This window comes from Halobiforma lacisalsi AJ5, assembly GCF_000226975.2.
GTDB lineage: Archaea > Halobacteriota > Halobacteria > Halobacteriales > Natrialbaceae > Natronobacterium > Natronobacterium lacisalsi.
The window spans coordinates 3629582-3654861 of the sequence record NZ_CP019285.1 but is presented as its reverse complement, the minus strand read 5'-3'; the positions used below and the strand labels follow the sequence as shown (position 1 = coordinate 3654861).

The following is a 25280-nucleotide window of genomic DNA, read 5'->3' as shown; positions in this document are numbered from 1 at the left end:
TCTTTCGGGCCGGACGGGGAGAGGTGGCGATCGGACCGCGGCGACAGCAGAGTTATGTAGGATCGGAGAGACGTAGGGGACGGTAATCGTGAGCAATGACACCACGCGTCGAGGACTACTCGCCGGCGCGCTCGCCGCCGGCGTCGGGGGGCTGACCGTCAGCGGCGCGAGCGAACTCCTCGAGTCGTTCGCGCCGCTGTCGGGGTCGGCGTGGGACGCCGCGGACAGGGAGCTGTCGGAGTCGGTAGAGAACCCGTATGGCGACGCTACCGTCCGGTACGACGGGTACGGCGTGCCGACGATCGAGGCCGACGACGAGGCGGCCGCGTACTTCGCCGTCGGCTACGTCCAGGCGTTCGACCGGGCCTTCCAGCTCGATCTACAGCGGCGGGTCATGCGCGGCCGATTGTCCGAACTCGTCGGCGAGGCCACCCTCGAGGACGACGCGTTCCACGTGGCGATGGACTTCGCGGGGGCCGCCGAGGCGACGTGGGAGCGCGTCGCGGACACCCCCGCGGGGCCGCTCGTCGAGGCGTACGCCGAGGGGGTCACCGCCGCGATGGAAACCGAGCAACTCCCCCTCGAGTTCGAACTGCTGGGCTACGAGCCCCGCGAGTGGACGCCCGTCGACACGATCCTGATGGAGAAACAGATCTCGTGGGACCTGACGGGCAACTTCGGCGAACTCCGTCGGGCGGTGATCGCCGACCGGCTGGGCGCGGACGCCCTCGAGGAACTGTATCCCGAGCGACTGAACCACGACGTGCCGATCCTGCGGGAGAGGGTCGATGGGGAGCGGCTCGACGGTGACAATGAGGACGACGGGAACGACGGGAACGACGGGACCAGGAACTCACGGTCCGGCGCCCTCGAGACCGACGCCGTCGACCGGGAACTGGCGAGCTGGCTCTCACGGTTCGAATCGCCTACGGGGGTCGGATCGAACAGCTGGGTCGTCTCGGGCGAGCACACCGACAGCGGCGGCCCGCTCGTCGCCTACGACCCCCACCTCACGCTGATGACGCCGCCGCTGTGGTACGAACAGCACGTCGAGACGCCGGAGACGTCGGTCCGCGGTGCCACGTTCCCGGGGGTCCCGTTCGTCATCACGGGCGCGAACGAAACGGGGACGTGGTCGTTCACGAACGTCGGCGCGGACGTGCTAGACTGCTACGAGTACGAGATGCGGGGCGACGACGGCTCGAGTGCGGGCCACCGGCGCCTCTCGAGCACCGACGCCGACGAGTACCGCTACGGCGACGAGTGGCGCGCGTTCGAGACCGAGGAGCGGGCGATCCCGGTCGCCGACGGCGAGGACCGGACGTTCACGATCAAGAAGACCGTTCACGGCCCCGTCCTCGAGCGCGAGGGACAGACGGTCGGCGTCGCCTGGACGGGCCACACCGCGACACGGACGACCGAAGCCATCTACGAGTTCGAGCGCAGCGACGGCCTCGAGGATCTCCTCGAGTCGACCCGCAAGTTCGACCTGCCGACACAGAACCTCGTCTACGCCGACGCGGATGGGCGAACGATGTACTACGTGACTGGGAAACTTCCGATCAGACGGATCGACGGCGATCCCGTCTCGGGCAACCGGCTCTTCGACGGCTCCGCCGGCGAGGGCGAGTGGTCCGGGTTCACCCCGTTCGGCGAGTCCTCGTGGGACGGGTTCGTCCCCTTCGAGGAGAAACCCCACGCGATCGATCCAGACGTCCTCGCGACGGCGAACCAGCGCGTCGTGGACGACCCCAACCACTACGTGGGGGTCGCATACGCCACGCCGTACCGCGGCGGCCGGATCTACGAACGGCTCGACGAGCGCCTCGAGTCCGGCGAGCCTGCCGACCACGACTTCCACCGTGAGTTGCAGGACGACACCTACGACGGCCGTGCCGCGCAGTTGGTCCCGGACCTCGTCGACGCCGTCGCGAGCCACGACGGGGCCTCGGACGGCCTCGAGGACGCCGCCGACGAGCTCGCCGACTGGGACTACCGCATGGAACGGGACTCATCTTCGGCGCTGGTCTTCGACCGCTGGCTCGAGGGCTTCCGGCGGGAGGTCTTCGAACCCGCGTTCGAGGACGCCGATCTCGATGAGTCGTACTACCCTAACGACTGGGTGCTCGCAACGTTGCCTGCCGACAGCGACTGGTTCGACGGATCGCGGCCCGAACGCATGGTCGACGCGCTCGAGGCCGCGCTCGCGGAGATCGACGAGGAAGGATGGGAGACCTACGGCGATCGGAACACGACCGGTCCGATCGAGCATCCGTTCGGCGTCGAGGCACCGTTTCTGGACTACGACGATCGGCCGGCCGACGGCTCGGCGGCGACGGTCAAGAACTACCGCGTCGACGACGCCGTGGGCTCGAGCTGGCGCATGGTCGTCGAACCGGGCGGCGACGCGACGGCGATCCTCCCCGGCGGCAACTCGGGCGATTACTTCTCCGAACACTACGACGACCAGTTCGAGGCGTGGCTCGACGGCGAGCAGAAACCGATGGATCGCTCGGTCGATGATGGGGATCCGGACGTCGTCTTCGAGGCGGCAGAGACGGAGGGATCACAATGACCGCGAGCGACTCGCCGGCCGCGGACGAGCCGACCGACGAGAGCGAACGCGGGACCGACGGGAACGGGAACGAGAACGGGAACGTCGAACCCGCAACCGACGAGCGCACCGGCGAGGCAAACGTCGGGACTCGAACCTCGGATCGGCAACACCAGGACGGCCTCGAGCGGGTTCGGACGGACTCGACGGTCCACGCCGTCGCGCTCTTCGTCGCGGTCGCCGTTGGCCTCGCGCTGTCGTGGCTCCACTGGCTCGGGTTGATCGTCGGGGGCGCGCTCGTGGGACTCGTCTCGGCGACGCCCAAGCGGGCCGTGCTGGGGGGACTCGGCTTCGGCGTCCTCGTCCTCGCCGTCTTCGCGGCGACCCTCGGCGACTCGGCGGTCGTCGCGGCGGAGACGACGCCGATCGTCTACGTTGCGGTCGGGGCGGCGCTCGGGCTCCCGGTATTCGGGTCACTGATCAGGTTGGTTCGCTAAAAAACGACGCCACTCGGCCGGTGGCGGCCGAACGAACGATCAGTCGCGACTGAAGACGCTCTTGATTCGCGAAACGATGCCTCGGTCGTCGTTTCGGTTCGCGTCTCGATCGTTGTGTTCGTCCGCCATACGTCAGTATGCAATACTGAACTGCTGAACTAAAACGTAACGGAGCGGAGCGACCGATCGCCGGGACAGCCACCGTTTTTTACCCGGTCGTTCTACCGCTGTCCATGGAGTACACGACGCTCGGTTCGACCGGCATGGAGGTCAGTCGGCTCTGTCTCGGCTGCATGAGTTTCGGCTCGAGCGACTGGCGCGAGTGGGTTCTCGACGAGGACGAGAGCAAAGAGATCATCGAGCGAGCGATCGACCTCGGAATCAACTTCTTCGACACGGCCAACATGTATTCGAAGGGCGAATCCGAGCGGATCCTCGGCGACGCCCTCGAGGGCTACCGCGAGGAGTCGGTCGTGGCCACGAAAGGGTATTTCCAGATGCGCGAGGACGACCCCAATTCGGGCGGGCTCTCGCGGAAGGCCATCGAGCAGGAACTCGCGGCCAGCCGGGAACGGCTGGGAATGGACACGATCGACCTCTACCAGATCCACCGCTGGGACGACGACACGCCGATCGAGACGACGCTGCGGGCGCTGGACGACGCAGTCCGTCGGGGCCACGTCCGGTACGTCGGCGCGTCCTCGATGTGGGCCCACCAGTTCGCGGAGTCGCTGTACACCAGCGATCGGCTGGGCCTCGAGCGGTTCGGGACGATGCAGAACCACTACAACCTCGTCTACCGCGAGGAGGAACGCGAGATGCTGCCCCTCTGTGAGAAGGAGGACGTCGGCGTCCTTCCGTGGTCGCCGCTGGCCCGGGGCTACCTCACGCGGCCCCACGAGGAGATCGACGCGACGACCCGCGGCGAGACCGAGGAACACCTCTACGACCACCCCTACCGCGAGGGCGGCGGCCGGGAGATCAACGAGCGCGTCGCCGAACTGGCCGCCGAGAAGGGCGTGACGATGGCCCAGATCGCGCTCGCGTGGCTACTGCACAAAGACTGGGTCGACGCGCCGATCGTCGGGACGACGAGCGTCGAGCACCTGGAGCAAGCCGTCGAGGCGCTCGAGATTTCGCTGTCGGCCTCGGACATCGCCTACCTCGAGGAGCCCTACGAGCCGGTGGCGGTGTCGGGTCACTCCTGAGCGGGTGTCGGGTCGGGCGAGCGCCTGACGGTCGCGTCAGGGGATCCGTTCGACCGCATCCAGGAGGTCGTCCTCGGTCCGCCACTCGTAGAGTCGGTCCTCAGCCTCGAGCAACTCGAACACGGCGTCCTCCATCCAGCCGTAAGGGTGATCCTCGTCGGCGTCGGGATAAGTGCGTTTGAGCACGTGGCTCTTGTCGAAGTACTCCTCGCTGCCGACGAGCAGGCCCTGCTCGACGAGGAAGCCGCTCGGCTCCCGCTCGGCGACACCGACGACGTGGGTGACCATGTCCGCGAGCAGACAGAACTTCTGGATGCCGTTGTCCCAGCCGCCCCGGACGTCGGACATCAGGAAGGCGTACGTGTCCTCCCGGCGCTCGAGACGGTCGACGACGAGTTCGAGGCGGCGGCGCTGCTCGGGGTCGTAGTTCCCGAGGACGAAGTACGACCGCTCGCGCTCGTACAGCGGCGCCAGGTCGCTCAGGGCCTTGAGCAGTTCCTCGTTGTCGGCCAGGGAGAGTTCCTCGTCCTCGAGACGGTCGGTGACGCTCGTCAGGACGTCGTCGGGAACGGGCGGCGACTCGTCGGTCATGGAGTTACGTTCAGACGGTACGGAAATAGCATTTACCCCACTGGTTCCGTTTCCGAAAGTTTCCGTTGGATCGGGGCGGGTCGAACCACCAGCTTACGCGAGAGTAATTTACCCCAGGGTGGTTTACTCCAGGGTAAACTACTTGGTGATCGGCTCCGTACGTAGCCCCATGAGTACCGACGCGGGCGTCGGTGGGGGATCGAAGACGGAAGCTGAGACCCGCGAACTCCTCCACTTCGTCACGCAGGAGACCCGCTTTGCCATCGTGAGCAACATCCTCCAGCACCCGGAGCAACTGCCCTCGATGTACGAACTCGAGCAGTTGAATCCGAGCGTGAGCGAGGCGACCGTCTACAAGCACGTCCAGAAGCTGATCGAGGCGGGCATCGTCGAGGAGGTCACCCTGCCCGAAGACGAGCGCCGCCAGGGCTACCCCTGGAAGTTCTACGGCCTGACCGACGAGGGCCGGGCGTTCCTCGAGGCGCACAACCTGCTCGAGGCCGAGGAGACGCTCCAGCGGATCTACGAGACGATCTCGGACAAGCCGAAGAAGATGGTCAAATACGAGAACGCGCCGCGGCCGGACCGCGAGTGAGAGTCGGAAACGGAATCGGAAACTCAACTCATGAACAGCCGCCGGCCCGCCCGTTCGTGTCGCATGCCCATGATCTCCGCGAGCGGCGCGAACGAGGCCATCGCGGCCGGTTCGTCGTCGACGTGGCGCGTACACACCTCGGCGATGATCGGCTCGAGCGCCTCGAGCACGGCCTGGATCTCCGTGTGGCCGAACCGCCCGAGTCGCTGGGCCGCGCCGAGCAATCCCGTGACGAACGAGTAGGCGTGGGAGAGACACGCCTCGCGCCGCGAGAGCCCTCGTCGCTGTGCGACGACGCCGTAGACGACCGGGTAGTGACCGGGCGTGGCGTCGGTCGCGACCGCGTCGGCGACCGCGTTCTCGAGGTCGCCGTTCCCGGCCCCGTCGGTCGTGTCGCCCACCAGTAACTCGCAGAGTTTTGCCCCCGCTTTCGTCGAACTCTCGCGGAACTCCCGGGGCATCGTCACCGCGTGGAGCCGTTCGTCGACCGCGAGCAGGGCCTCGAGATCGCCAGCGGCGCTCGCCGCGTGTGCGTTCGCCAGCGCGACGGTCTCACAGGGACCGACGATCCGCCGGAGGTAGGCCGCGAGCAGTTCCCGGAGGTCGTCGCCGTCTTCGATCCGGCCCTCGTTGACGTACTGCTCGAGGCCGTAGGAGGCGGTGTACCCGCCGACCGGCAGGAACGAGTCCGAGAGGCGGAGCGCGGTCAGGAACGCGCTCGCGTCGGGATCAGGGGTCGTGGTCATGGTGGGTGTGTGAGTGGTCGCCGTCGCCGTGGTCGTGGGTGCTGGAGTGATCGTGGTCGTGGGTGCCGGAGTGATCGTGGTCGTGGGTGCTGGAGTGATCGTGGTCGTGGGTGTGCTCGTGCCCGTGTTCGTGACCACCGCCATGGCCGTGCCCTGCCTTCGCTCCGTCGGCGTCCGTGACGAACAGGTCTGCCTCCACGGTCGTCTCGCTGACCGTCGATCCCGGAACCACGTCCGATACCACCCGCTCGACGATGTGTCGGTCGGCCGCGAGCGGGACGTACGCCACGCCGTCCTCGACCGCCAGATCCCAGTGCTGGTTGCCGATCCGGTGGCCGAGTTCGATCGCCGCCTCGAGCCGTTCGTCGGTCGCCCGAGGGAGGTCGACGGCGAGGGCGTCCCGGGGTTCGAACGCGACGACGATCATCCGCTCGTCAGTGAGGTGGAGGACGTCCCCCGCCGATACCGCGGCGCGATCGACCACGACGCCGACGTCCGTCCCGGCGTCGGTCGTCGCCCGGAACCGCGACCGGCGGCGCTCGTCCGCGTCGACGACGACGCGCTCGAGCGTGCCCCGCTCGTCGTGGGCGTCGCGGGCGGCCACGAGGTCGTCGTCGGCGTGGACGTTGCCGACGATGCCGTCGATTCGCTCCATCAGTATCGCCGGTCGGCGGGTACGCCGACCCCCAGCAGGGTTCGCCGCGCGGCGTCCCACGCGGCCCGCAGCGTTTCGGTCACGTCCGCCTCGCGGCGGCCGAGCAGCCGGACGATCACCCCGGACTCGCGGGGGAGCGTCGAGACGCCGGCCTCCACGGCGTCGCGGTCGCGATCCGGGAGCCGGTCGCGGACGTCCGCGAGGAGCCCGTCGACGCTCGAGGGAGGCGCGAAGACGTACAGCGAGCCGACGACGCCGTCCTCGCCGACGCTGGCGGGGTCTCGCGGGTCGCGCTCGTCGGGGCGGAGGTCGACGGCGTCGGCACAGACCAGTTGCCCGTCGCGCTCGGCCTCGAGGCGCGCGTGGTAGTGATCGAAACTGAACGGTTCGTGATCGCTCAACCCGTCCGGGACGAGGACGTCGGCGACGACGGCGCGAGCGTCCTCGGCGAGGTCGACCGTCACGGTCTGGAGACAGCGTGCGCCCTCGTTGACGATCGTCGCTCCGGGGAGGTACTCGAGGTAGCCGCCGGACTCGACCCGCAGGGCGGCGTCGAGGTGGGCGTAGTTGTCGGTCATGCTGTGGACCTTCGTCGCGCTCTGGGTCGTCACGTGAGCGCGGGCGTCGGCTCGAGCATCCAGCGCGATCCGGTGGCGATCCCCCTGGGCGACGCCGCCGGTCGGCTCCTGGGCGACCAGGGTCGTCAGTCCCGGCGCGGGGTCGGTCTCGAGGGTGCCCGTCAGGTGGTACGGGACTTCGACCCGATCCCGGACGAGGCGGGTCGGGCCATCCCCGCGACGGGCGAAGGTCGCCTCGAGCAAGCCGTTCTTTCCGGGGCCGGCGGCGGGAGCCTGCGCGAGCGGTTCGTCCGCGTAGGTCTCGAATGCGGGCGGGATCGGCGGGCGGACGGCCGCCGCAGGACGCGAATCGGCGCTCATGCGAACAGCACCTCGCGTTCGACGTGCTCGAGGACGCTGTCGACGCCCGTGCCGTCCTTGCAGTTCGTGAAGACGAACGGGTCGTTTCCTCGAACGGCCGCCGCGTCGTCCTCGATCACCTCGAGGTCGGCGTCCACGTGGGGCGCGAGGTCGGTCTTGTTGACCACGAGCAGATCGGCCTGGGTGACACCGGGCCCTCGCTTGCGGGGGATGTCCTCGCCCTCCGCGACCGAGATGACGAACAGGAAGTAGTCCGCGAGTTCGGGGTTGAACGTCGCGGCGAGGTTGTCGCCGCCGCTCTCGACGAGGACGACGTCGAGGTCCGGGTGGCGCTCGGTGAACTCGTCGATCTTCGCGAGGTTCATCGAGGGGTCCTCCCGGATGCCGGTGTGCGGACACGCGCCCGTCTCGACGCCCGCGACGAGGTCGGCGGGCAGCAGGTCCGCGAACGACTCCCGGAAGACGTCGGCGTCCTCCTGAGTCATGATGTCGTTGGCGATGACGCCGACGTCGTAATCGCGGGCGACGAGTTCGGGGACGAGCCGTTCGACGAGCGCCGTCTTCCCGGAGCCGACGGGACCGCCGAGCCCGACCTTGGCGACGTCTCGGTACCCCATCAGCGGCTCCCCTCCGTCTCGAGGTCCGCGTCCGGCGCCGGATCGACCGTCTCGAGTTGCTCCGGGTCGTCGGCCCGGATCGGGTCGTGGATGGTGACGAGCTTCGTCCCGTCCGGGAAGACGGGCTCGACCTGTATCATGTCGACCAGTTCCGGGACGCCCTCCATGACGTCCTCGCGGGTGAGCAGTTGGGTCGCCTCCGAGCGGATCCGCGAGACGGACTTCCCCTCGCGGGCGGCCTCGCAGGCCCAGTCGGAGATGTACGCGACCGTCTCGGGGTGGTTGAGCTTCACCCCGCGGTCCTTCCGCCGGCGGGCGAGTTCGGCCGCCATGAATACCGTGAGTCGCTCCATCTCCTTCGGAGAGAGGTTCATGCCCATCGGCTCACCTCCCCGCGGTGGCTCGAGCGAGCGGGTGGTCGGCTCGTCGGTGCTGGTACGTCCGTGGTGGGTGTGCTGTGGTCCATGATCGGAGTCAGAGCAGGTATCGCTGTGCGAGCGGCACTTCCTCCGCCGGGTCGCAGGTGACGTGCTCGCCGTCGACTTTCACTTCGAACGTCTGGGCGTCGATCTCGATGTCGTCCGGGCAGTGGTCGTTGTGTAGCATGTCCGACTTCCGGACCTCCCGCGTGTCGCTGACCGGCCGGACCGGCGTCTCGAGGCCGTAGGCCTCGCCCACGTCGTTCTCGCTCGCCGCCTCGCTGACGAACGTCACCGAGAGGCCGTGTCTCGCCCGACCCTGTGCGCCGGCCCGTTCGCGGCCGATTACCGGTTCGCAGGTCATCAGCGAGCCGTTCGCCTCTCCCATCTGGGACCAGACCGGGAACCCGCCCTTGAGGACGACCTCCGGCTTGATCCCGAAGAAGCCAGGCTCCCAGAGGACGATGTCCGCGAGCTTTCCGGGCTCGAGCGAGCCGACGTAGTCGTCGATCCCGGCGGTGATCGCCGGGTTGATCGTGTACTTGGCGACGTACCGTTCGATGCGGGCGTTGTCCGCGTTCGTCCCCTCGTCGGCCGGCAGCGGCCCGCGCTGGTTCTTCATCTTGTGGGCGGTCTGCCACGTGCGGCTGATGACCTCCGCCATGCGTCCCATCGCCTGGGAGTCGGAGGTCATCATGCTGATCGCGCCGGTGTCGTGGAGCACGTCCTCCGCGCCGATGGTCTCCGCCCGGATCCGGGACTCGGCGAACGCGACGTCTTCGGGGACGTCCGGGTTGAGGTGATGACAGACCATCACCATGTCCAGGTGCTCGTCGAACGTGTTCTCGGTGTAGGGCATCGACGGGTTCGTCGAGGACGGCAGCATGTGCTCGTGGCCGATCAACTCGAGGACGTCCGGCGCGTGACCGCCGCCGGCGCCCTCGATGTGGAACGTGTGGATCGCGCGCCCGTCGATCGCATCGAACGTGTGCTCGACGAAGCCCGACTCGTTTAACGTGTCCGTGTGGATACAGACCTGGACGTCTTCCTCGTCGGCGACCTCGAGGCAGGTGTCGATCGCGGCGGGCGTCGACCCCCAGTCCTCGTGGAGTTTCATGCCGCACGCGCCGGCCTCGATCTGTTCGCGTAGCGCCGCGGGCCGACTGCTGTTGCCCTTGCCGTAGAGGCCGACGTTGACGGGCCACGCCTCGGCGGCTTGCAGGAACCGTTTGACGTTCTCGGGTCCGGGCGTGCAGGTCGTCGCGCCGCCGCCGAAGCCGCCGCCAAGCATCGTCGTCACGCCGGAGCCGAGGGCGTGATCGACGAGTTGCGGGCTGTTGAAGTGGACGTGAATGTCGAGCGCGCCGGGCGTCGCGATCAGCCCGTCGCCGGGGATCGTGTCCGTGCTCGGGCCGATCACCATATCGACGCCGTCCATGGTATCGGGGTTGCCGGCCTTCCCGATGCCGGCGATCTCCCCGTTTCGGACGCCGATGTCGCCCTTGCGGACGCCGAGGACGGGGTCGACGATCACGGCGTTCGTCACGGCCCAGTCGAGGGCTCCCTCGGCCTGCGTAACGCCGGACTGCATTCCCATCCCGTCCCGCATCGTCTTCCCGCCGCCGAAGACGGCCTCCTCGCCCGGGACGGCGTGGTCGCTTTCGATCCTCGCGAACAGGTCCGTATCGCCGAGCCGTAGCCGGTCGCCCTCGGTAGCCCCGAACAGGTCGGTGTACTCCGACCGGGGGAGGTCGCGGCTCACGGACGGTCGCCTCCGCTCGTATCAGGCTCCGACTCCGCGATGTAGCCCCGTTCTCGAGCCCGTTCCAGCGCTCGCTCTTTCACGGCGTCGTCGTCGAGTTCGCCCTCGACGAGGCCGGCCATCCCGCGGACGATACGGTCGCCGCCGATCGCGACGAGGTCGACGTCGCGTTCGACGCCGGGTTCGAACCGGACCGCCGTTCCGGCGGGAACGTCCAGTCGCATCCCGTAGGCCGACTCGCGGTCGAACTCGAGGCCGGGGTTGACCTCGAAGAAGTGAAAGTGCGAGCCGACCTGGACCGGTCGATCGCCGATGTTCTCGACGGTGACGGTCGCCGTCGGTCGCCCCTCGTTGATCCGGACCGGGTCGCCTGCGGGGTCAAGTTCTCCCGGCACGAGGTTCGTCATCCCACCACCGCGCCGACCGGGCGGTCGGCACCCTCGAGTCTGGTATGTGTCATCATGAGCCGGGATAAGGAGACGAACGATGTAAGTACTCCACTGCGTGCCAATACTTGCCCAGCGGACCCCCGATTCGTGTTATACTGTCCAGAAATCGCTCGTCATTTTCGGCATTCCTCCTGTCACTCCTCCTGATCGGCGTGTGTGTCGGTCGAATGGACACCCTCGAGAACGCGTGGCCGGGTACAGCGGTCCCGACGGGGACGCTCGACCGGGACGGCGCGACTCGAGTTACGAGTCGGACTCGGGCCCCGGATCGGCGAAACGGGACGGCCGTGAACGCGGTCAGTCGTCGGCGTTCGTCGCCGCCTCGCCGACGCTATCGACGCTGACGGTCTCCCACTCGTCGTCGGTGTGAGCGCCTTCGCGTTCCTGGGCGCTGGCCGCGACGCGGATGAACTCCGCCTTCTCGCGGGCCGCGGGGATCGTGTGCCCGCCGCAGTACGAGAGGCCGGACCGGATGCCCGCACAGAACTCCTCGGCGACGTCCGCCGCGGGTCCCTTGTACGGCGTCAGCCCCTCGACTCCCTCGTCGGCGTCGACGTTTTCGGGCTTGTCGTCGCGGTCCTCGGCGGCCGCCGTCGTCGCCATCCCGCGGGATCGCTTGTACCTGACGCCGTCGACCGTGACGATCTCGCTGGGTGCCTCGTCGGTCCCCGCGAAGAGGCTCCCCATCATCACCGTGTCCGCGCCGGCCATCAGGGCCTTGACGGCGTCCCCCGAGGTCCGGATCCCGCCGTCCGCGACGATGGTAATGCCCAGATCCCGCGCGACCTCGGCGCAGTCGTCGACCGCAGTCAACTGCGGGACGCCCGCCCCTGCGACCTTTCGGGTCGTACAGTGCGATCCCGGGCCGATCCCCACCTTGACGCTGTCGGCACCCGCTTCGTAGAGGTCCTCGACGCCGTCCGGCGTCGCCACGTTCCCCGCGATCAGTTCGGCACCCGGGAACTCGGACCGGAGTTCCGCCGTCGCGTCGAGCGCCCGCTCGAGGTGGCCGTGGGCGACGTCGACGACGATCGCCGACGCGCCGGCCTCGAGCAGCGCCGCCGTCCGGTCGACGTAGTCCTCGTTGATGCCGACGGCCGCCGTGACGGGGTGGCCGGCGTCGGCGACCGTCTCGACTTCCGCGGCCTGCTCGTCGACCGTGAGGAACCGATGGATCGTCCCGATCCCGCCGCTCTCGGCGAGCGCGATCGCGAGATCGCTCTCGGTAACGGTGTCCATCGCGGCCGAAACCAGCGGCGTCTCGAGTTCGATGTTCGGCGTGAGGTTCGTAGAGAGATCGACGTCGCTGCGGCTGTCGACGGGCGATCGCTGCGGAACCAGTAGCACGTCTCCGTAACTGAGTCCCGTCCTGAGTTCGTCCATGACCCTCAAAAAAGAGGGAGTCGATGGAAATAAGTTCGTCGGATTTCCCGCCGCCTCGGCAGCTCCCGGCGTCTCAGGACGCCAGAAACTCCGCGAGGTGCTCGGTGTAGGCGTCGGGCCGATCCTCCGGCACCCAGTGATAGGCGTCGTTCAGTCCGACCACCTCGGCGTCGTCGACGTCGTCCGCGAGGCGTTCGGCGTACTCGATCGGCTGGAACTCGTCCTCGGCCCCCCAGAGCAGGAGCGTCTCGGCCGTCACGTCGGCCGGATCGATCTCCGTCGTGTGGCTGGTGTTGGTCCCGATCGCGTTTCGCGACAGCGAGACCATCGCTTCCTCGGAGTCCCACTGCGAGACCATACCCTCGACGAACGCTTCGTCGGGATCGTCGCCGTAGAGGGTCTCCCTGTAGAGGCCGCGGAGAGTTTTCTGGAGGTCGTCGACGCTCATCCCCTCGATCGTCGCCGGCAAACCGAGATCGACGATCTGCTCGATCGGCCAGGAGTCGTAACAGACTGCGTTCGAGAGCACCAGTTTCGACACCTCGTCGGGCCGATGGGCCGCGTACCGGAGGCCGACGCCCCCGCCGAGGTCGTGGCCGACGAACGAGACCGTCCCGAGATCCAGTCGATCGACCAGGCCGGCGATCAGCTCCTCCTGGGCGCGGATCGAGCGATCGAACCCATCGTGGGTCGCCGAGTTTCCGTACCCGACCATGTCGGGCGCGATCACCCGATAGTCGTCGGCCAGTTCTGGCGCGGCGTGGCGCCACAGGAACGAAGCGGTCGGAATTCCGTGACAGAACACCACCGGTTCTCCCGACCCCTCGTCGTAGTAGGCGACCTCGAGGTCGTGCTCGTCGACCCCGATCGTCGTCGACTCCTGTCTCTCGGACCAACGCTCGTAGTCCATGGCCGACCTGCGGGTCCGACGCCGAAAGGGGTTGCCGCGGCGACTGCGTGTCCGGGAGTCCCCTCGGCGACCGATTCCGGCGTTGGCGTGTGCTTTCGTCTACTACGGTTCGCCTTTTTGCTGTTGGTCGTGGAACGGGACGACATGACCATCGACCCCCGTCCAGGTCGCTTCGAGTCCGGCAACCCCGTACTGAAGGGTGGTGTCGATGACTGACTCCGAAGCGTACCCGCCGATCGAGTCCTACGGCGTCGTCGGGAACCTCGAGACGTGTGCGCTCGTCGGCCCGGACGGCTCGATCGACTGGTTCCCGTTTCCGCACCTCGAGTCGCCGACGATCTTCGCGGCGATCCTGGATCACGACCGCGGCGGCCGGTTCCGGGTGGCGCCCACCGATGCCTTCGAGTCGGAGCGTCGGTACGTCGGGGACACGAACGTCCTCGAGACGACCTTCCGGACCGAGGGCGGCACGGCGACGGTGACGGACTTCATGCCGCCGGCCGGTCGGGTCGACGACCCGAAGAAGGTCCTCTACCGGAAGGCCGCCTGTGCGGAGGGGCGGGTCGAACTCGGGGTCGATCTCGAGCCGCAGTTCGACTACGGCCGCACGGAGCCGACGATCGAACCCGTCGAGGACGGCATCCTCGCCGCGGGCGCGGAGGAACGGACCCTGCTCGAGGCGCCGATCGACCTCGCGATCGAGGACGGCCGGGTCACCGGCGATCTGACGCTCGAGGCGGGGGAGGACGCCTGGTTCCTGCTGCGGTGTACCGGAGCCGAGGACGCGAGCACCGATCCGGAGGCCGCGCTCGAGGAGACGATCCGGTTCTGGACCGACCGGGCGCACACCTGCGGGGCGGACGACTGCACGTTCGCGGGCCCGTGGCACGACGAGATCGTTCGCTCCGAACTCGTCCTGAAGCTCCTAACTCACGCCGAGTCCGGCGCGATCGCGGCCGCGCCGACGGCGTCACTGCCCGAGGACGTCGGCGGCGTCCGCAACTGGGACTACCGGTTCAACTGGCTGCGCGACGCCGGGTTCACCGTCCAGGCGCTGCTGAACCTCGGTACGACCGACGAGGCGAACGACTACTTCGACTGGTTCATGGACCTCTGCCAGGCGGACGAGCCGGCGGCGATCCAGCCCCTGTACGGCCTCCACGGCGAGTCCGACCTCGAGGAACGGGAACTGGATCACCTCGAGGGGTATCGCGGCTCGCGACCGGTCCGGATCGGCAACGGGGCCGTCGAGCAACGCCAACACGACGTCTACGGCGAACTTCTGCTGGCAGTCGACGAAATGTGCCGTCACGGGCGAACGCTCGCGGACGACGAGTGGGTTCGAATCCGGGACATCGTCGAGTACGTCCGCGGGATCTGGACCGAGCCGGACGCGGGCATCTGGGAGGTCCGGGGCGGCGACCGCCACTTCGTCCACTCGAAGGTCCTGTGCTGGGCCGCGCTCGACCGGGGAATCGCGATCGCGACCGACGGCGACTTCGACGCGCCGCTGGACGCCTGGCGGGAGACGCGCGCGGAAATCCGGACCGAGGTCCTCGAGCGCGGGTACGACGAGGACGTCGGGGCCTTCGTCCAGTCCTACGGAGCAGACGCCCTCGACGCGACGGCCCTGCTGTTCCCGATCGTCGGCTTCCTGCCGTTCGACGACGACCGGATCCAGGGGACGATCGAGGCCATCGAGGCGGAGCTGGTCGAGGACGACGTCTTCGTGTCCCGCTACGACGGCGACGACGGTCTACCGGGCGAGGAGGGAGCGTTCGTGCTCTGTTCCTGCTGGTTGATCGACGCGCTCGCGCTCTCGGGCCGCATCGAGGAGGCGACCGCCCGGTTCGAGACGTTGCTCGAGTACGTGAACCCGGTCGGCCTCGTCGCGGAGGAAATCGACCCCGAAAGCGGCGCACACCTCGGGAACTTCCCCCAGGCGTTCAGCCACATCGGGATCGTCAACAGCGCCCTCTACCTCGGCTACGTCCGGGGGTACGAGACCCCGGGGCCCGCTCCGATGGGAATTCGCCTCGGGGACCCGATCGTGGACCTCGAGGAGTGATACGGTTTACTGGACGTCATCTCCGGTGCAACAGCGACCCGGGCGGCGGTTGCACCGACAAATCGGTACGGCGATCCGTATGAGTCGATGCGTCCGGTCGCGGTCAGGCCTCAGCCCTCAGTCCTCAGCCCTCGACTTCGATCGACCCGCGCATACTCCCGGGGTGGACCTGACAGTAGTACTCCGACATCTCCGCCGTCGCCGTGAACGTGACCGTCTGGGTCGCCCCTTCCTCGCCTAGCAACTCCGACGCCTGCAGGTCCGACCCGTCCTCGTCTTCGATCGCGAAGTTGTGCTGGAGGCCGTCGGCGTTTTCCCACACCAGTTCGTACTCGGCCCCCGCCTCGAGGCTGAGCGTCGGGTTCTCTTCGCCCGCGATACCGTCGGGCGCTTCGCCCTGCCAGGCCGACGCGTCGCCGAGGAACCGGAAGTCGGGTCCCGAATCGTCGGCCGTATCCTGATCGTCCGGCTCGGCCTCGGCGGGCTGATCGGGAAACTCCCAGTCGGCGAACGGTCCCTCGACGAGTTCCTCCTGTTCCCACATCGCGTGGATGAACGGCTGGGTCTCGCCGCTGGGCAGTTCCATCGCGGTTGGGACCGGGTCGTACACGGGCCCGTCGGGCGTCGGCCTGATCGGCAGGACGACGCCGTGGGTGTGGTGGATCTGTCCCGCGATCGTCTCGTCGGGGGCGAGCGGCATCTCCTCGTCGAGCGCCATTCGGTACCGTTCGTCTCGAACGGTCTGGGTCGTCATGAAGTGGATGACGCGGAACCCGTCTTCGGTCGCCAACTCGCCGTTGATACGGACGTCGCCGACGCCCCACGACCCACCGTAGGTGTACGTTTCCGTCAACAGCGGCGAACCCGTCCCCGTGATCCCGTGGAGCCAACTCCCCGTCAGGACGCCGCCGCCGGTCTCGTAGCCGGGGATCGGTGGTTGCACGACGTGGTCGTGTTCGAGTTCGTACTCGTTGCCAGCCGGGTCGGTGAACTGTGCGTCGAGTTCGATCGAATCGGTCGTGTCACCCGGTGCCCCCGGAAGATCGTAGGGCTGGTGATCCTGATACGAAATCTCGAACGAGCCGCTGGTCACCTCGGCATCGTCGCTGTACAGCGTCGGCTCGGTGAATCGCTCCTGGGCGATCCCGTCCGATTCCCCGTCTTCGATCGGTTCCCGGCCCGCTTCCGGTGCGGCCACGAGCGGCGGGAGGTCCTCGAGCAACTGCGGGATCGCTTCGTCGAGCGGTTCGGGAAACCCCTTTGCCTGTTCGATCCGTGACTCGAGCAGGGCACTCCCGCGCCGTGGATTCTCTGGCGTGCCGAAAACCTGCGGACTCAGTCGTCGTTCGCCGGGTAACACCCAGTAGAAGGCGTTTCCCGGCTCCTGCCGTACCGTGACTTCCCGGCTCGGTTCATCGGTCCCATCGCCGTCGCTATCGCCGCCGGCGTCGGTCTCGTGCTCGTCTAGCCTGGCTCCCGCACGTCCCGCGAGCGCCCCGATCGTCGCCGTGCCACCGGCCGCCAGCAGGGTCCGTCGTGCTACGCCGTGGTTCGATTCGTTATCGTCCGTCATATGGTACCACAGGAATCGGTGAGGAAGTTCGAGGGAAGAAAGGACCCCATCGTTGTGGCGTGATAGATACCCGTTCGCGCAAGATTTTAATAGCGGATCCTGCCCGCCCTTACGGCGGGAGTCGGCGTCGATCGGTCGGGTGCCGGGCTAATCCGACCTTACCGAGGACAGCGTGTGATTTCGTGAATCGAGGGTTCCGTGTCGAGCCGTTCCCTCGGTCGATTTCGGTCCCGGGCGAGAGCGTGCACCGTTCGACCCCGGAACCGGAACGGCTCGCGGTCGGTACGTCTCCGACCACTCCGTAGACCAGGTGCGAGCGGACGGGGTGGGGTAGAACGGAGCCGTCACGGGTCGAGGATGAATGGCAGAGGGGTACCGACATCGCGCTAGTTGACCGGGATCGACTCCGACGCCGAACTCACGACGCGGCTCGAGACGGAATACCCGGATCGCGTCTCCTATCAGTCGCCTTCGGCCGGTGCGTGGGCGTTCGCCTGCCGTCGCAGTTCGGGTGCGATGGCGGGGACGTCCTCGAGACCGACCGCGCCTTCGGCCTCGAGTTCCGCGAGCGACTTCGGGAACGCGCGGAGGCTCTTGTGGATCGCGATGCCCGCCTTCGCCCCCTGGCCCATCGCGACGGGGATCTGGTTGTGGCCGGGCGTCAGGTCGCCGACGGCGTAGAGCCCGTCGACCGACGTGCGGCCGTGGTCGTCCACCGCAACCGTGCCGTCGTCGTTCAGTTCCGCGCCGAGCGACGCCGCGAGCCCGTCGTTGTAGTCGGAGCCGTACATCGCGAACCCGCCTGCGTACTCCCGGACCGAACCGTCCGCGAACTCCAGGGCCTCGAGCCAGCCGTCCTCGCCGTTCCGGACGCCGGTGACCTCCTCGCGGACGACGTCGACGGGGTGGTTCTCGAGCAGCGTCGCGGTCTCGTCGCTCCAGGTCGGGTCGTCGTCCCGCAACAGCAGATCGACATCGTCGGTGAAGTTCAGCATGATCATCGCCACGTAGGCGGCGCTGTCTCCGTGGCCCATCACGTAGACCGGCTCGTCGACGAACATGTAGGCGTCACAGTGGAGGCAGTAGTGCAGACCGCGGCCGGTGCGGGGCAGCGGCGGCTCCGGACGACCGTCGGAGAAGCCGGTCGCGAGCACGACCCGATCGGCGACGGCCGTTCCCTCCGTCGTCTCGAGCACGAACTCGTCGTCGCGCCGGTCGACGCCGGTCACGAACTCCTGGCGGTAGTCCGCGCCGTACGACCGTAGCTGGTCGACGGCCGTCTCGAGGAACTCGGTGCCCGAGACCGACTCGGGGACGCCGATGACGTTGTGGGTCTCCTGCATCATCGCGGCGCGGCCGCCGCCACGGTCGAAGACCGCGGTCTCGTGGCCGAGTCGGGTCGCGTACAGTGCAGTCGTCAGTCCGGCCGGTCCGCCGCCGACCACGGCGACTTCGTACCGGCGCTCGTCCGGAGTGGATGGCGTCGTCATTGGTGGTTTCGTCTCGTAACCGGATTACGACTCGTTAGTAATAAACTCGAGCCAACCGGCCCCACACCGGGTTACGAGCCGGTAACCGGGATCGCCAGCGGCTATTACAGCGGTAGTGAGGCGAAAGCCCACCCGTTTACGGGTGGGATGAAGCCGACGACTGGGAATCTATCCACGTTCGTAGCCACGGCTGTGGTTAGATGCTTACGTAATATCTTTAGGTGAATAGTTTCTATATACTGATGATGCCTCGTGGGTTCGACAGGGAACGTACCAACGTCCACAAACTCCAGTACCACTTCATCTGGTGCCCGAAGTACCGCAAATCGGTACTGGAAGGCGAGGTACACGACCGTCTCGAAGAACTCATCGAGGAGAAAGCCGACGAACTCGGCTTAGAGATACTGGAGTTGGCGATTCGCCCCGACCACGTACACTTGTTCATCACGGGCGACCCGACGCTCGCGCCGAACAAGATAATGCAACAGGTCAAGGGCTACTCCTCGCGCCACCTCCGTGACGAGTTCGACTTCGGCCTGCCCTCGCTGTGGACGCGCTCATACTTCGTGTCGAGCGCGGGTGACGTATCCAGCGAGGTCATCGAAGAGTACATCGACGCCCAAGCAGGTGAATAGCCATGCAACGAAACGTCTCGACCACGGTGCGGGTCAAACTCCACTCGCTGACCAACAGGAAGGCTGACCTACTCGCCCGTGAGTACGAGGCGTTCCAACGCGAGGTTCACGGTGGAGACGCCGACCTCTACTCTGCGACCAAACAGCAGGCGTCGAAAGTCCAGCGACAGAAAGACCCGAACCACGACACCGAACAACCCGTTGTTCTCCGCAACGACGTGTTCGACGTAGCCCACGACGAGAACACCGTTCTCTCGTCGTGGTGGGTCAAAGTCCCTGTCTTCGACCCCGAGCGTGGACGGGGCAACTCCATCTGGTGTCCCGCCTACCTCCCGCATAAGGACGAACAACTCATCCGTGAGGGCGATATTCGGGACAGTGAGTTGGTGCGCCGTGACGGTGACTGGTACGTTCATCTCGTCGTCAAGCGGTCTGTGACTGTTCGAGACGAGTATGACGACGTACTGGCTATCGACATGGGCGCACGGTGGGTCGCCACCTGCGCGTTCCTCTCTGACCGCAAAACCACGTTCTACGGCGAGGAAGTTCGCCGTATCCGCGAACACTACAAGCAACTCCGAAAGTCCATCGGGAAGGCGAAACCTCGACAGGGGCAACAGGTGGTTGAGCAAATCGGTGACGCGGAAGCGCGGAAGGTGGACGACCGCCTCCACAAGATTGCTCGACAGATTGTGGAGGACGCCGAGGAGCGGAACGCAGTTATCGTCGTGGGCGACCTTGGTGGGATTCGTAAGGACAACGACAAGGGACGGTACGTCAACGACAAGACCCACAAGATGCCGTTCGCCCGCCTCTTGAACTACATCGAGTACAAGGCCCACGACGCGGGTATCGACGTACAGTTGGTCAAAGAATACGACACGTCGAAGACGTGCAACCGTTGTACCTGCGAAGGCGACCGCGAGACGCAGGGGCGGTTCAAGTGTCCTGCGTGTGGACTGGACGACAACGCGGACAAAAACGGTGCGCTGAATATCGGCAAACGAGCCTTGGGCAAGTTCTCGAAACCGCTGTCCGAGGCGGGGGCTGTACTGGCACAGTCCGAAACGCAGGTCATCGTCCAACGTGACGACGAACCTGCGAACCTCTCCGTATCCGTGGGTTCAACCCCCAGTGGGGGAACCCCACGGCTTTAGCCGTGGGAGGATGTCAGTCGGTAAGTGGATTACGTGAGGTAACGTTAAATCCGTCAGCCCCGTTGGGTGACCCATGACTGAACCGACTGACGACCTTCAGGTCTGGTGTGCGGGCGAGGACTGGTGTCCCGTCACCTCTACCGCGACGCTGATCGGCAAGAAGTGGCACCCAGTGATCGTCCAGCGACTGCTCGCGAACGGCCCGCTCGGATTCAACGCGTTGCAGGACGAAGTCGGCGGCATCTCGAGCAAGGTGCTCTCGGAGGTGCTCGACGACCTCGAGGAGAAGCGACTGGTCGACCGCGAGATCGTCAACGAGAAGCCAGTCCGGGTCGAGTACTCGCTGACCGACCTGGGCAAATCGCTCGAGCCGGTGATCGAAGCGATGACCGAGTGGGGGAAAGAACACCTCTCGGAGGCATCGGACCGGGACGGATCGATCGCGTAACTCGTCGAACGGCCGGTCGGAGCCGACGCCGCGACGGCCCGACTACTCGCTTGCCGTCACCTTCCCGTCGAACTTCTCGCGGACCTTCTCGACTTTCGGGGCCGCGTGCATCGTACAGTAGGCGTCGTTGGGGTTCTTCTCGAAGTAGTTCTGGTGGTACTCCTCGGCCTCGTAGAACGTCTCGAGCGGCTCGATCTCGGTCACGATCCCCTCGTAGAGTCCTTCGTTCTCGAGTTCCTCGGCGAACCGGCGGGCGGTCTCGAGTTGGTCTTCGTCGTGAGCGTAGATCGCCGAGCGATACTGCGAGCCGACGTCCGGACCCTCGCGGTCCTTCGTCGTGGGGTCGTGGATGGTAAAGAAGACCTCGAGCAGGTCCTCGTAGGCGACGGCCTCGGGGTCGTACTCGAGCTGGACGACCTCCGCGTGGCCGGTCTCGCCGGAACAGACTTCCTCGTAGGTCGGGTCTTCGACGTGGCCGCCGGCGTAACCGGAGGTCACCGATTCGACGCCCTCGAGTTCCTCGAAGGCCGCCTCGACACACCAGAAACAGCCGCCACCGAATGTCGCGCGTTCCATGCTCGAGTGGACGGGCCCGGCGAGGAAAGATGTGACGGGACGTCGCGGGAAGCGGTCAGCCTTCGCTCCAGTCGTTTGCCGCCGTCGCGTCCGGCTCCACCCGCCAGCTCAGCAGGATACCCTCGTCGATCCGTTCGACGTCCTCGAGTGCGAGCCGGGGGAACTCTTCGACGAACCCCTCGCCGTCGGCCAGCGTCGGCGCGTCGCGGCCGCCGATCACTTTCGGCCCGACGAAGACCTGGAGTTCGTCGACCAGTCCGGCCTCGAACAGCGAGAAGATGAGTTCGCCGCCGCCCTCGACCATGATTTGCTCGAGTCCTTCCTCTTGCAGCGCGGCGAAGGCGGGCAGGAGGTCGACCCGCTCCTCCCCGGCAGTCACGAGTTCCGTGTCCGCTCGCTCGGACAGCGCCAGCCGGCGGTCGACCGGCGCGGCCTCGCTCACGCAGACGTAGGTCGTCGCCGCGTCGTCGGCGACCTCGGCGTCCGGCGGAGTGCGAGCCCTCGAGTCGACGACCACTCGCGCGGGATTTCCGGGCTTGCCGGCCTCCTGCCGTCGTTTCCGCCGCTCGGCATCCTTGACGGTGAGGCTCGGATCGTCGGCGAGAACGGTCCCGACGCCGACGACGACGGCGTCGCTGTCGGCCCGGAGCCGGTCGACGCGGTCGAAGTCGGCCTCGCCGCTGATGGCGATCTGTTCGCGCCGCCTCGAGGAGAGCTTGCCGTCCGCGCTCGCGGCGGCGTTGACGACGACGTGCATACCGGGGTCTGCGCACGAACGGTAAAGAAGCCACCGCGTTCCCGCTCGCAGTCGTTCCCGTCGGCGGCCACGCACCCTGTTACCGAGAGCGACCGCATTTCAGGGGATTGATTACGGCCCGTATCCAGACTCGAGTGATGAGTATCCCGTCGTTCGTCATCGGGATCGCCGGGGGCACGGGGGCCGGCAAGACCACCGTGGCGCGGACACTCGCCGAGGAAGTCGGCGAACCCGTCACCCGAATCCCGCTTGACAACTACTACGAAGACCTCTCGAACCTCGAGTACGAGGAACGAGCCGACGTCAACTACGACCACCCCTCGGCATTCGAGTGGGAACTGCTCCGCGAACAACTGGACACGCTGTTGATGGGCCAGCCTATCGAGATGCCCCAGTACGACTTCGAGATCCACAACCGCAAGGACGAGCGCGTCACCGTCGAGCCGACCGACGTGATCGTCGTCGAGGGCATCTTCTCGCTGTACGACGAGGAGATCCTCGACATGCTCGATCTGCGGATCTACGTGATGACCGACGCCGACGTCCGCATCCTGCGACGGATCGAACGCGACGTCGTCGACCGCGGCCGGGACCTCGAGGGCGTCATGGACCAGTACTTAGAGACGGTCAAGCCGATGCACGAGCAGTTCGTCGAACCGACGAAGAAGAACGCGGACGTCATCATTCCCGAGGGGGCAAACCGGTCGGCCCTGGAGTTGCTGCTCGAGAAAATCGACGCCGAACTGACCGACGACGAAGGTGGCGAGCGAGAACTGGAAGGCGACGCGGATCTGGACCTCGATCGCGGTCTCGGCCGGGACCGCGAACGGGACGAGGACCGCGAGGGCGACGCGATCATCGACGGCTCGTCGACGAACTGACCCCAGTCGGCCGTCCGTGGTCGGTTCTTTTCTCTCCGCTCGTTCGTATCAGGGATCGGGTTCCGGATCAGGCTCCGGCTCCGCATCGGTTCCGGCACCCGCACTCGTCTCCGATCCCTCGTCGCCGGGATCATCCCCCTTCCGGCGCTCGCGTTCGATCGTCGTCACGTAGATCCCTGCGAGGACCACCGCGCCGCCGACCAGCGTGATCGCGTCGGGGACTTCCGCGAGCAGGACGAGCGCGAGGATCGTTGACCCCACCGGCTCGCCGAGCCAGGCGACGCTGACCACGACCGACTCGAGGTGTTTCAGCACCCAGTTGACGATCGTGTGCCCGAAGACGCCGGGCCCGAGGGCCATCCCGAGAAAGAGGAGCCACTCGCGGGCCGGGTAGGCGACGAAGTCGTGGCCCTGGGCGCCGACGAGGACCGCCAGTGTCACCGCACAGGCGGTGTAGACGACGGTGACGTACGGGAACAGCGAGACGCGCTGGCGGATCGACCGCCCGGCGAGCACGTAGCCGGCCACGGTGATAGCCCCGAGCAGCGCCAGGGCGTTGCCGTAGACCGTCGCGTCGGAGATCGGCGCCTCGCCGGCGTCGCCAAGCGACATGGCGGCCGCGCCGACGATCGCGACGGCGATGCCGACGACGGTCTCCCGGGAGACCCGCTCCCCGAGGACGAGCGCGGCCCCGACGGCGACGAAGATCGGCTGGGTCTGGACGAGCGTCACGCTCGCGGCGACGCTCGTGTGGTTCAGGCTCTCGAACCAGGCCGCGAAGTGAATCGCGAGCGCGACCCCGGCGACGACGGCGAACCCGAAGTCCGGGACGGAGAGCCGGGCGAACTCTCCGCGATACCGCAGGACGGCGACGGGTGCGACCATCGCCGTCGTGAACAGGACCCGGTAGAACGCTGCCACCGAACTCGGGGCCCCGCTCCAGCGGACGAGGATGGCGCTCGTGCTCGCCGCGAAGACCGCGAAAGCGAGCGCGACGTACGGTGTGGCCTCGAGATCCGCTCCGATCCCGACCCTGGTTCCGGTCACGTCAGCAGAACGCCCGCGGGACGGCAAACGCTTTCCGGAACCGGCCTGTCGCTCGGTCAGTTCGGGAGCCGGTTCCCTCGGTAGATCTCGGCGTGCCCCCGGTCGATGTCCTCGAGTCGGATCACGTCGTCCTCCGTCAACGGTTCGGCCTCCCACTCCTCGAGGTAGGCCACGGCGTCCTCGCGGTCGGCGAACGGCCGGGGGTTGAGTTTCATCACGTCGTCGTCGGCTTCCTCGGCAGTGTCGTCGGTCACGACCACGTAGTAGGCCTCGGTGGCGTCGATGAGTTCGCGCTGCTCGTATTCGGTCACCCAGCCGGCCGTCACGGGCGAATCGATCGGCAGGAACGCGTAGTACGCGAACAGACAGCCGGGCGTGTCGAAGGCGACGCCGTCGCCGTTCTCGTGGGCGAGTTGACACCGCCAGTTGGGATACATCAGCGGCGTCATGGTACAGACTGGACAGCGCTGGCTCTCGGTGAACTCGACCGGTTCCTCGCCGGGGTGGGAGAACGCGTTCCGGTCGTAGACGTGGTCGTCGTCTTCGTCCTCGCCGGTGGAGTCGTCCCCGTTCCCATCCTCACCCTCACCGTCGCCCCCATCGTCGCCTCCGAGACAGCCCGCGACGCCGGCAGTCGTCCCGGCCGCGAGCAAGCCGAGCAGGCGACGGCGGTCGACCGCTCCGCTCGTGCTCCCGATCATACCCGTCATACGACCCGTCGGGACAAAACGGGTGTGGTCCGTCCGTCGAACGGCTCGCTGCCCGTCACGGCTCCAGGTGGGCCTTCGTCCGGCGGTGACGATCGCGGAACATCGCCTCGAAACCGACGCCCGACAGCGGGGACGCGGCTTCTCCGAGCGCACCCAGCGGAAGTTCGTACTCGACGCGGTCGCGGAGGACCGTCCGATCGCCGTCGGCGTAGAACGCGTGGGTGTGCTCCCAGCGCTCGAACGCGAACGGCGAGTGAACCATCTCGTCCCGGAAGTACGCGGAGCCGTCGCCCCGCTCGCGCTCGGTGATGAGCGAGGTCCAGTGCTGTCGCGGCCCGACGTCGAACGGTTGCATCGAAAGCGAGATCTCGGTCCCCACCTCGAGAACGTCCGGGTCCGGCTCGCCGTCCGGTCCTAGCAGGCCCTCGACGCGGAGGTTCATCCAGTCGGCCGTTACCGCCTCGAGGCCGTCGATCCGGGAGTGAAACTCCCAGACCTCCTCGAGCGGGGCCCGAACTGTCGTCCGTCGCTCGTAGGTCGGCATAGGTGAAACGAGACTACGAGAGACAGCGTGAAAACCCCGTGGCCTCGATCGACGCGCGTGGACATCGTCC

At 67.1% G+C, this 25280-nt stretch carries 26 protein-coding genes; 9 read left to right on the top strand and 17 right to left on the bottom strand.

All coding sequences use genetic code 11. The annotated features are described in order from the left end of the window. Positions 1 to 88 precede the first annotated feature (88 nt). The 3 genes from CHINAEXTREME_RS17760 to CHINAEXTREME_RS17750 all read left to right on the top strand — a co-directional run bounded on the left by CHINAEXTREME_RS17760 (position 89) and on the right by CHINAEXTREME_RS17750 (position 4259). Positions 89 to 2575 carry a penicillin acylase family protein gene (locus CHINAEXTREME_RS17760; protein WP_007142531.1) on the top strand — a complete coding sequence of 829 codons (2487 nt, stop codon included), beginning with the start codon at positions 89 to 91 and terminating at the stop codon, positions 2573 to 2575. After that, positions 2572 to 3051, top strand: a complete 480-nt coding sequence (locus CHINAEXTREME_RS17755; protein WP_007142530.1) for a hypothetical protein — start codon at positions 2572 to 2574, stop codon at positions 3049 to 3051. The genes CHINAEXTREME_RS17760 and CHINAEXTREME_RS17755 overlap by 4 nt, the downstream gene beginning before the upstream one ends. A gap of 233 nt (positions 3052 to 3284) precedes the next feature. Beyond that, on the top strand, positions 3285 to 4259 hold the full coding sequence (locus CHINAEXTREME_RS17750) for an aldo/keto reductase (RefSeq protein ID WP_007142528.1): 975 nt from the start codon (positions 3285 to 3287) through the stop codon (positions 4257 to 4259). Between the two features lie 36 nt (positions 4260 to 4295). On the opposite strand, the gene CHINAEXTREME_RS17745 is transcribed toward CHINAEXTREME_RS17750, so the two are convergent. Further along, positions 4296 to 4850, bottom strand: a complete 555-nt coding sequence (locus CHINAEXTREME_RS17745; RefSeq protein ID WP_007142527.1) for a hypothetical protein — start codon at positions 4848 to 4850, stop codon at positions 4296 to 4298. Positions 4851 to 5019: 169 nt separating this feature from the next. On the opposite strand from CHINAEXTREME_RS17745, the gene CHINAEXTREME_RS17740 reads away from it, so the two are divergent. Then, positions 5020 to 5445 carry a winged helix-turn-helix domain-containing protein gene (locus CHINAEXTREME_RS17740; protein WP_007142526.1) on the top strand — a complete coding sequence of 142 codons (426 nt, stop codon included), beginning with the start codon at positions 5020 to 5022 and terminating at the stop codon, positions 5443 to 5445. Between the two features lie 23 nt (positions 5446 to 5468). On the opposite strand, the gene CHINAEXTREME_RS17735 is transcribed toward CHINAEXTREME_RS17740, so the two are convergent. From CHINAEXTREME_RS17735 to CHINAEXTREME_RS17695, 9 genes are all read right to left on the bottom strand, one after another. Further along, a complete protein-coding gene (locus tag CHINAEXTREME_RS17735) occupies positions 5469 to 6191 on the bottom strand; it encodes an urease accessory protein UreF (RefSeq protein ID WP_007142525.1) in 723 nt (240 codons plus the stop codon). Next, positions 6175 to 6846: an urease accessory protein UreE gene (gene ureE / locus CHINAEXTREME_RS17730; protein ID WP_007142524.1), complete on the bottom strand. Its 672-nt coding sequence runs from the start codon at positions 6844 to 6846 to the stop codon at positions 6175 to 6177. Before ureE ends, CHINAEXTREME_RS17735 begins: the two co-directional genes overlap by 17 nt. Continuing rightward, positions 6846 to 7784 carry an urease accessory protein UreD gene (locus tag CHINAEXTREME_RS17725; protein WP_007142523.1) on the bottom strand — a complete coding sequence of 313 codons (939 nt, stop codon included), beginning with the start codon at positions 7782 to 7784 and terminating at the stop codon, positions 6846 to 6848. The genes ureE and CHINAEXTREME_RS17725 overlap by 1 nt, the downstream gene beginning before the upstream one ends. Continuing rightward, positions 7781 to 8401 carry an urease accessory protein UreG gene (ureG, locus tag CHINAEXTREME_RS17720; RefSeq protein ID WP_007142522.1) on the bottom strand — a complete coding sequence of 207 codons (621 nt, stop codon included), beginning with the start codon at positions 8399 to 8401 and terminating at the stop codon, positions 7781 to 7783. The genes CHINAEXTREME_RS17725 and ureG overlap by 4 nt, the downstream gene beginning before the upstream one ends. Continuing rightward, positions 8401 to 8781 carry an urease subunit gamma gene (locus tag CHINAEXTREME_RS17715; protein WP_007142521.1) on the bottom strand — a complete coding sequence of 127 codons (381 nt, stop codon included), beginning with the start codon at positions 8779 to 8781 and terminating at the stop codon, positions 8401 to 8403. The genes ureG and CHINAEXTREME_RS17715 overlap by 1 nt, the downstream gene beginning before the upstream one ends. 94 nt (positions 8782 to 8875) lie before the next feature. Then, positions 8876 to 10582 (bottom strand): urease subunit alpha, encoded by a 1707-nt coding sequence (ureC, locus tag CHINAEXTREME_RS17710; protein WP_007142520.1) that lies wholly within the window; start codon positions 10580 to 10582, stop codon positions 8876 to 8878. Continuing rightward, positions 10579 to 10989, bottom strand: a complete 411-nt coding sequence (locus tag CHINAEXTREME_RS17705) for an urease subunit beta (protein ID WP_007142519.1) — start codon at positions 10987 to 10989, stop codon at positions 10579 to 10581. Before CHINAEXTREME_RS17705 ends, ureC begins: the two co-directional genes overlap by 4 nt. Before the next feature lie 339 nt (positions 10990 to 11328). Then, positions 11329 to 12414 carry a guanosine monophosphate reductase gene (locus tag CHINAEXTREME_RS17700; RefSeq protein WP_007142518.1) on the bottom strand — a complete coding sequence of 362 codons (1086 nt, stop codon included), beginning with the start codon at positions 12412 to 12414 and terminating at the stop codon, positions 11329 to 11331. A 73-nt stretch (positions 12415 to 12487) separates the two neighbouring features. Next, entirely contained in the window at positions 12488 to 13324 is an 837-nt protein-coding gene (locus CHINAEXTREME_RS17695; RefSeq protein ID WP_007142517.1) for an alpha/beta fold hydrolase, read from the bottom strand. A gap of 208 nt (positions 13325 to 13532) precedes the next feature. Between CHINAEXTREME_RS17695 and CHINAEXTREME_RS17690 the strand changes: the two genes are divergently transcribed. After that, complete coding sequence (locus CHINAEXTREME_RS17690) at positions 13533 to 15392, top strand: glycoside hydrolase family 15 protein (protein WP_010546660.1); 1860 nt, start codon at positions 13533 to 13535, stop codon at positions 15390 to 15392. A 124-nt stretch (positions 15393 to 15516) separates the two neighbouring features. Here CHINAEXTREME_RS17690 and CHINAEXTREME_RS17685 read toward each other — a convergent pair whose 3' ends face one another. Both CHINAEXTREME_RS17685 and CHINAEXTREME_RS17680 read right to left on the bottom strand, forming a co-directional pair. Continuing rightward, entirely contained in the window at positions 15517 to 16965 is a 1449-nt protein-coding gene (locus CHINAEXTREME_RS17685) for a cupredoxin domain-containing protein (protein ID WP_007142515.1), read from the bottom strand. A gap of 461 nt (positions 16966 to 17426) precedes the next feature. Next, a complete protein-coding gene (locus CHINAEXTREME_RS17680; RefSeq protein ID WP_007142514.1) occupies positions 17427 to 18455 on the bottom strand; it encodes an NAD(P)/FAD-dependent oxidoreductase in 1029 nt (342 codons plus the stop codon). A 245-nt stretch (positions 18456 to 18700) separates the two neighbouring features. On the opposite strand from CHINAEXTREME_RS17680, the gene tnpA reads away from it, so the two are divergent. The 3 genes from tnpA (at position 18701) to CHINAEXTREME_RS17665 (ending at position 20695) form a co-directional block, all read left to right on the top strand. Beyond that, positions 18701 to 19090: an IS200/IS605 family transposase gene (gene tnpA, locus CHINAEXTREME_RS17675; protein WP_029601579.1), complete on the top strand. Its 390-nt coding sequence runs from the start codon at positions 18701 to 18703 to the stop codon at positions 19088 to 19090. Positions 19091 to 19092: 2 nt separating this feature from the next. Beyond that, the gene (locus CHINAEXTREME_RS17670) at positions 19093 to 20247 is read left to right on the top strand and encodes an RNA-guided endonuclease InsQ/TnpB family protein (RefSeq protein WP_007142512.1); all 1155 of its coding nucleotides are present in this window, start codon (positions 19093 to 19095) and stop codon (positions 20245 to 20247) included. 73 nt (positions 20248 to 20320) lie between these two features. Then, entirely contained in the window at positions 20321 to 20695 is a 375-nt protein-coding gene (locus CHINAEXTREME_RS17665; RefSeq protein ID WP_007142511.1) for a winged helix-turn-helix transcriptional regulator, read from the top strand. Between the two features lie 42 nt (positions 20696 to 20737). Here the strand turns inward: CHINAEXTREME_RS17665 and msrA are convergent, their stop codons facing one another. Beyond that, positions 20738 to 21271: a peptide-methionine (S)-S-oxide reductase MsrA gene (msrA, locus tag CHINAEXTREME_RS17660; RefSeq protein WP_007142510.1), complete on the bottom strand. Its 534-nt coding sequence runs from the start codon at positions 21269 to 21271 to the stop codon at positions 20738 to 20740. 55 nt (positions 21272 to 21326) lie between these two features. Further along, a complete protein-coding gene (locus CHINAEXTREME_RS17655) occupies positions 21327 to 22028 on the bottom strand; it encodes a 2,5-diamino-6-(ribosylamino)-4(3H)-pyrimidinone 5'-phosphate reductase (protein WP_007142509.1) in 702 nt (233 codons plus the stop codon). A gap of 137 nt (positions 22029 to 22165) precedes the next feature. Here CHINAEXTREME_RS17655 and udk point away from each other — a divergent pair, with 137 nt between their 5' ends. Continuing rightward, positions 22166 to 22909 (top strand): uridine kinase, encoded by a 744-nt coding sequence (gene udk, locus CHINAEXTREME_RS17650; RefSeq protein ID WP_007142508.1) that lies wholly within the window; start codon positions 22166 to 22168, stop codon positions 22907 to 22909. Between the two features lie 48 nt (positions 22910 to 22957). Here udk and CHINAEXTREME_RS17645 read toward each other — a convergent pair whose 3' ends face one another. The 3 genes from CHINAEXTREME_RS17645 to CHINAEXTREME_RS17635 form a co-directional block, all read right to left on the bottom strand. Next, complete coding sequence (locus CHINAEXTREME_RS17645; protein WP_007142507.1) at positions 22958 to 23956, bottom strand: DMT family transporter; 999 nt, start codon at positions 23954 to 23956, stop codon at positions 22958 to 22960. Between the two features lie 56 nt (positions 23957 to 24012). Then, positions 24013 to 24657: a nitrous oxide reductase accessory protein NosL gene (locus CHINAEXTREME_RS17640; protein ID WP_007142506.1), complete on the bottom strand. Its 645-nt coding sequence runs from the start codon at positions 24655 to 24657 to the stop codon at positions 24013 to 24015. A 64-nt stretch (positions 24658 to 24721) separates the two neighbouring features. Next, on the bottom strand, positions 24722 to 25210 hold the full coding sequence (locus tag CHINAEXTREME_RS17635; protein ID WP_007142505.1) for an SRPBCC family protein: 489 nt from the start codon (positions 25208 to 25210) through the stop codon (positions 24722 to 24724). Positions 25211 to 25280 lie beyond the last annotated feature (70 nt).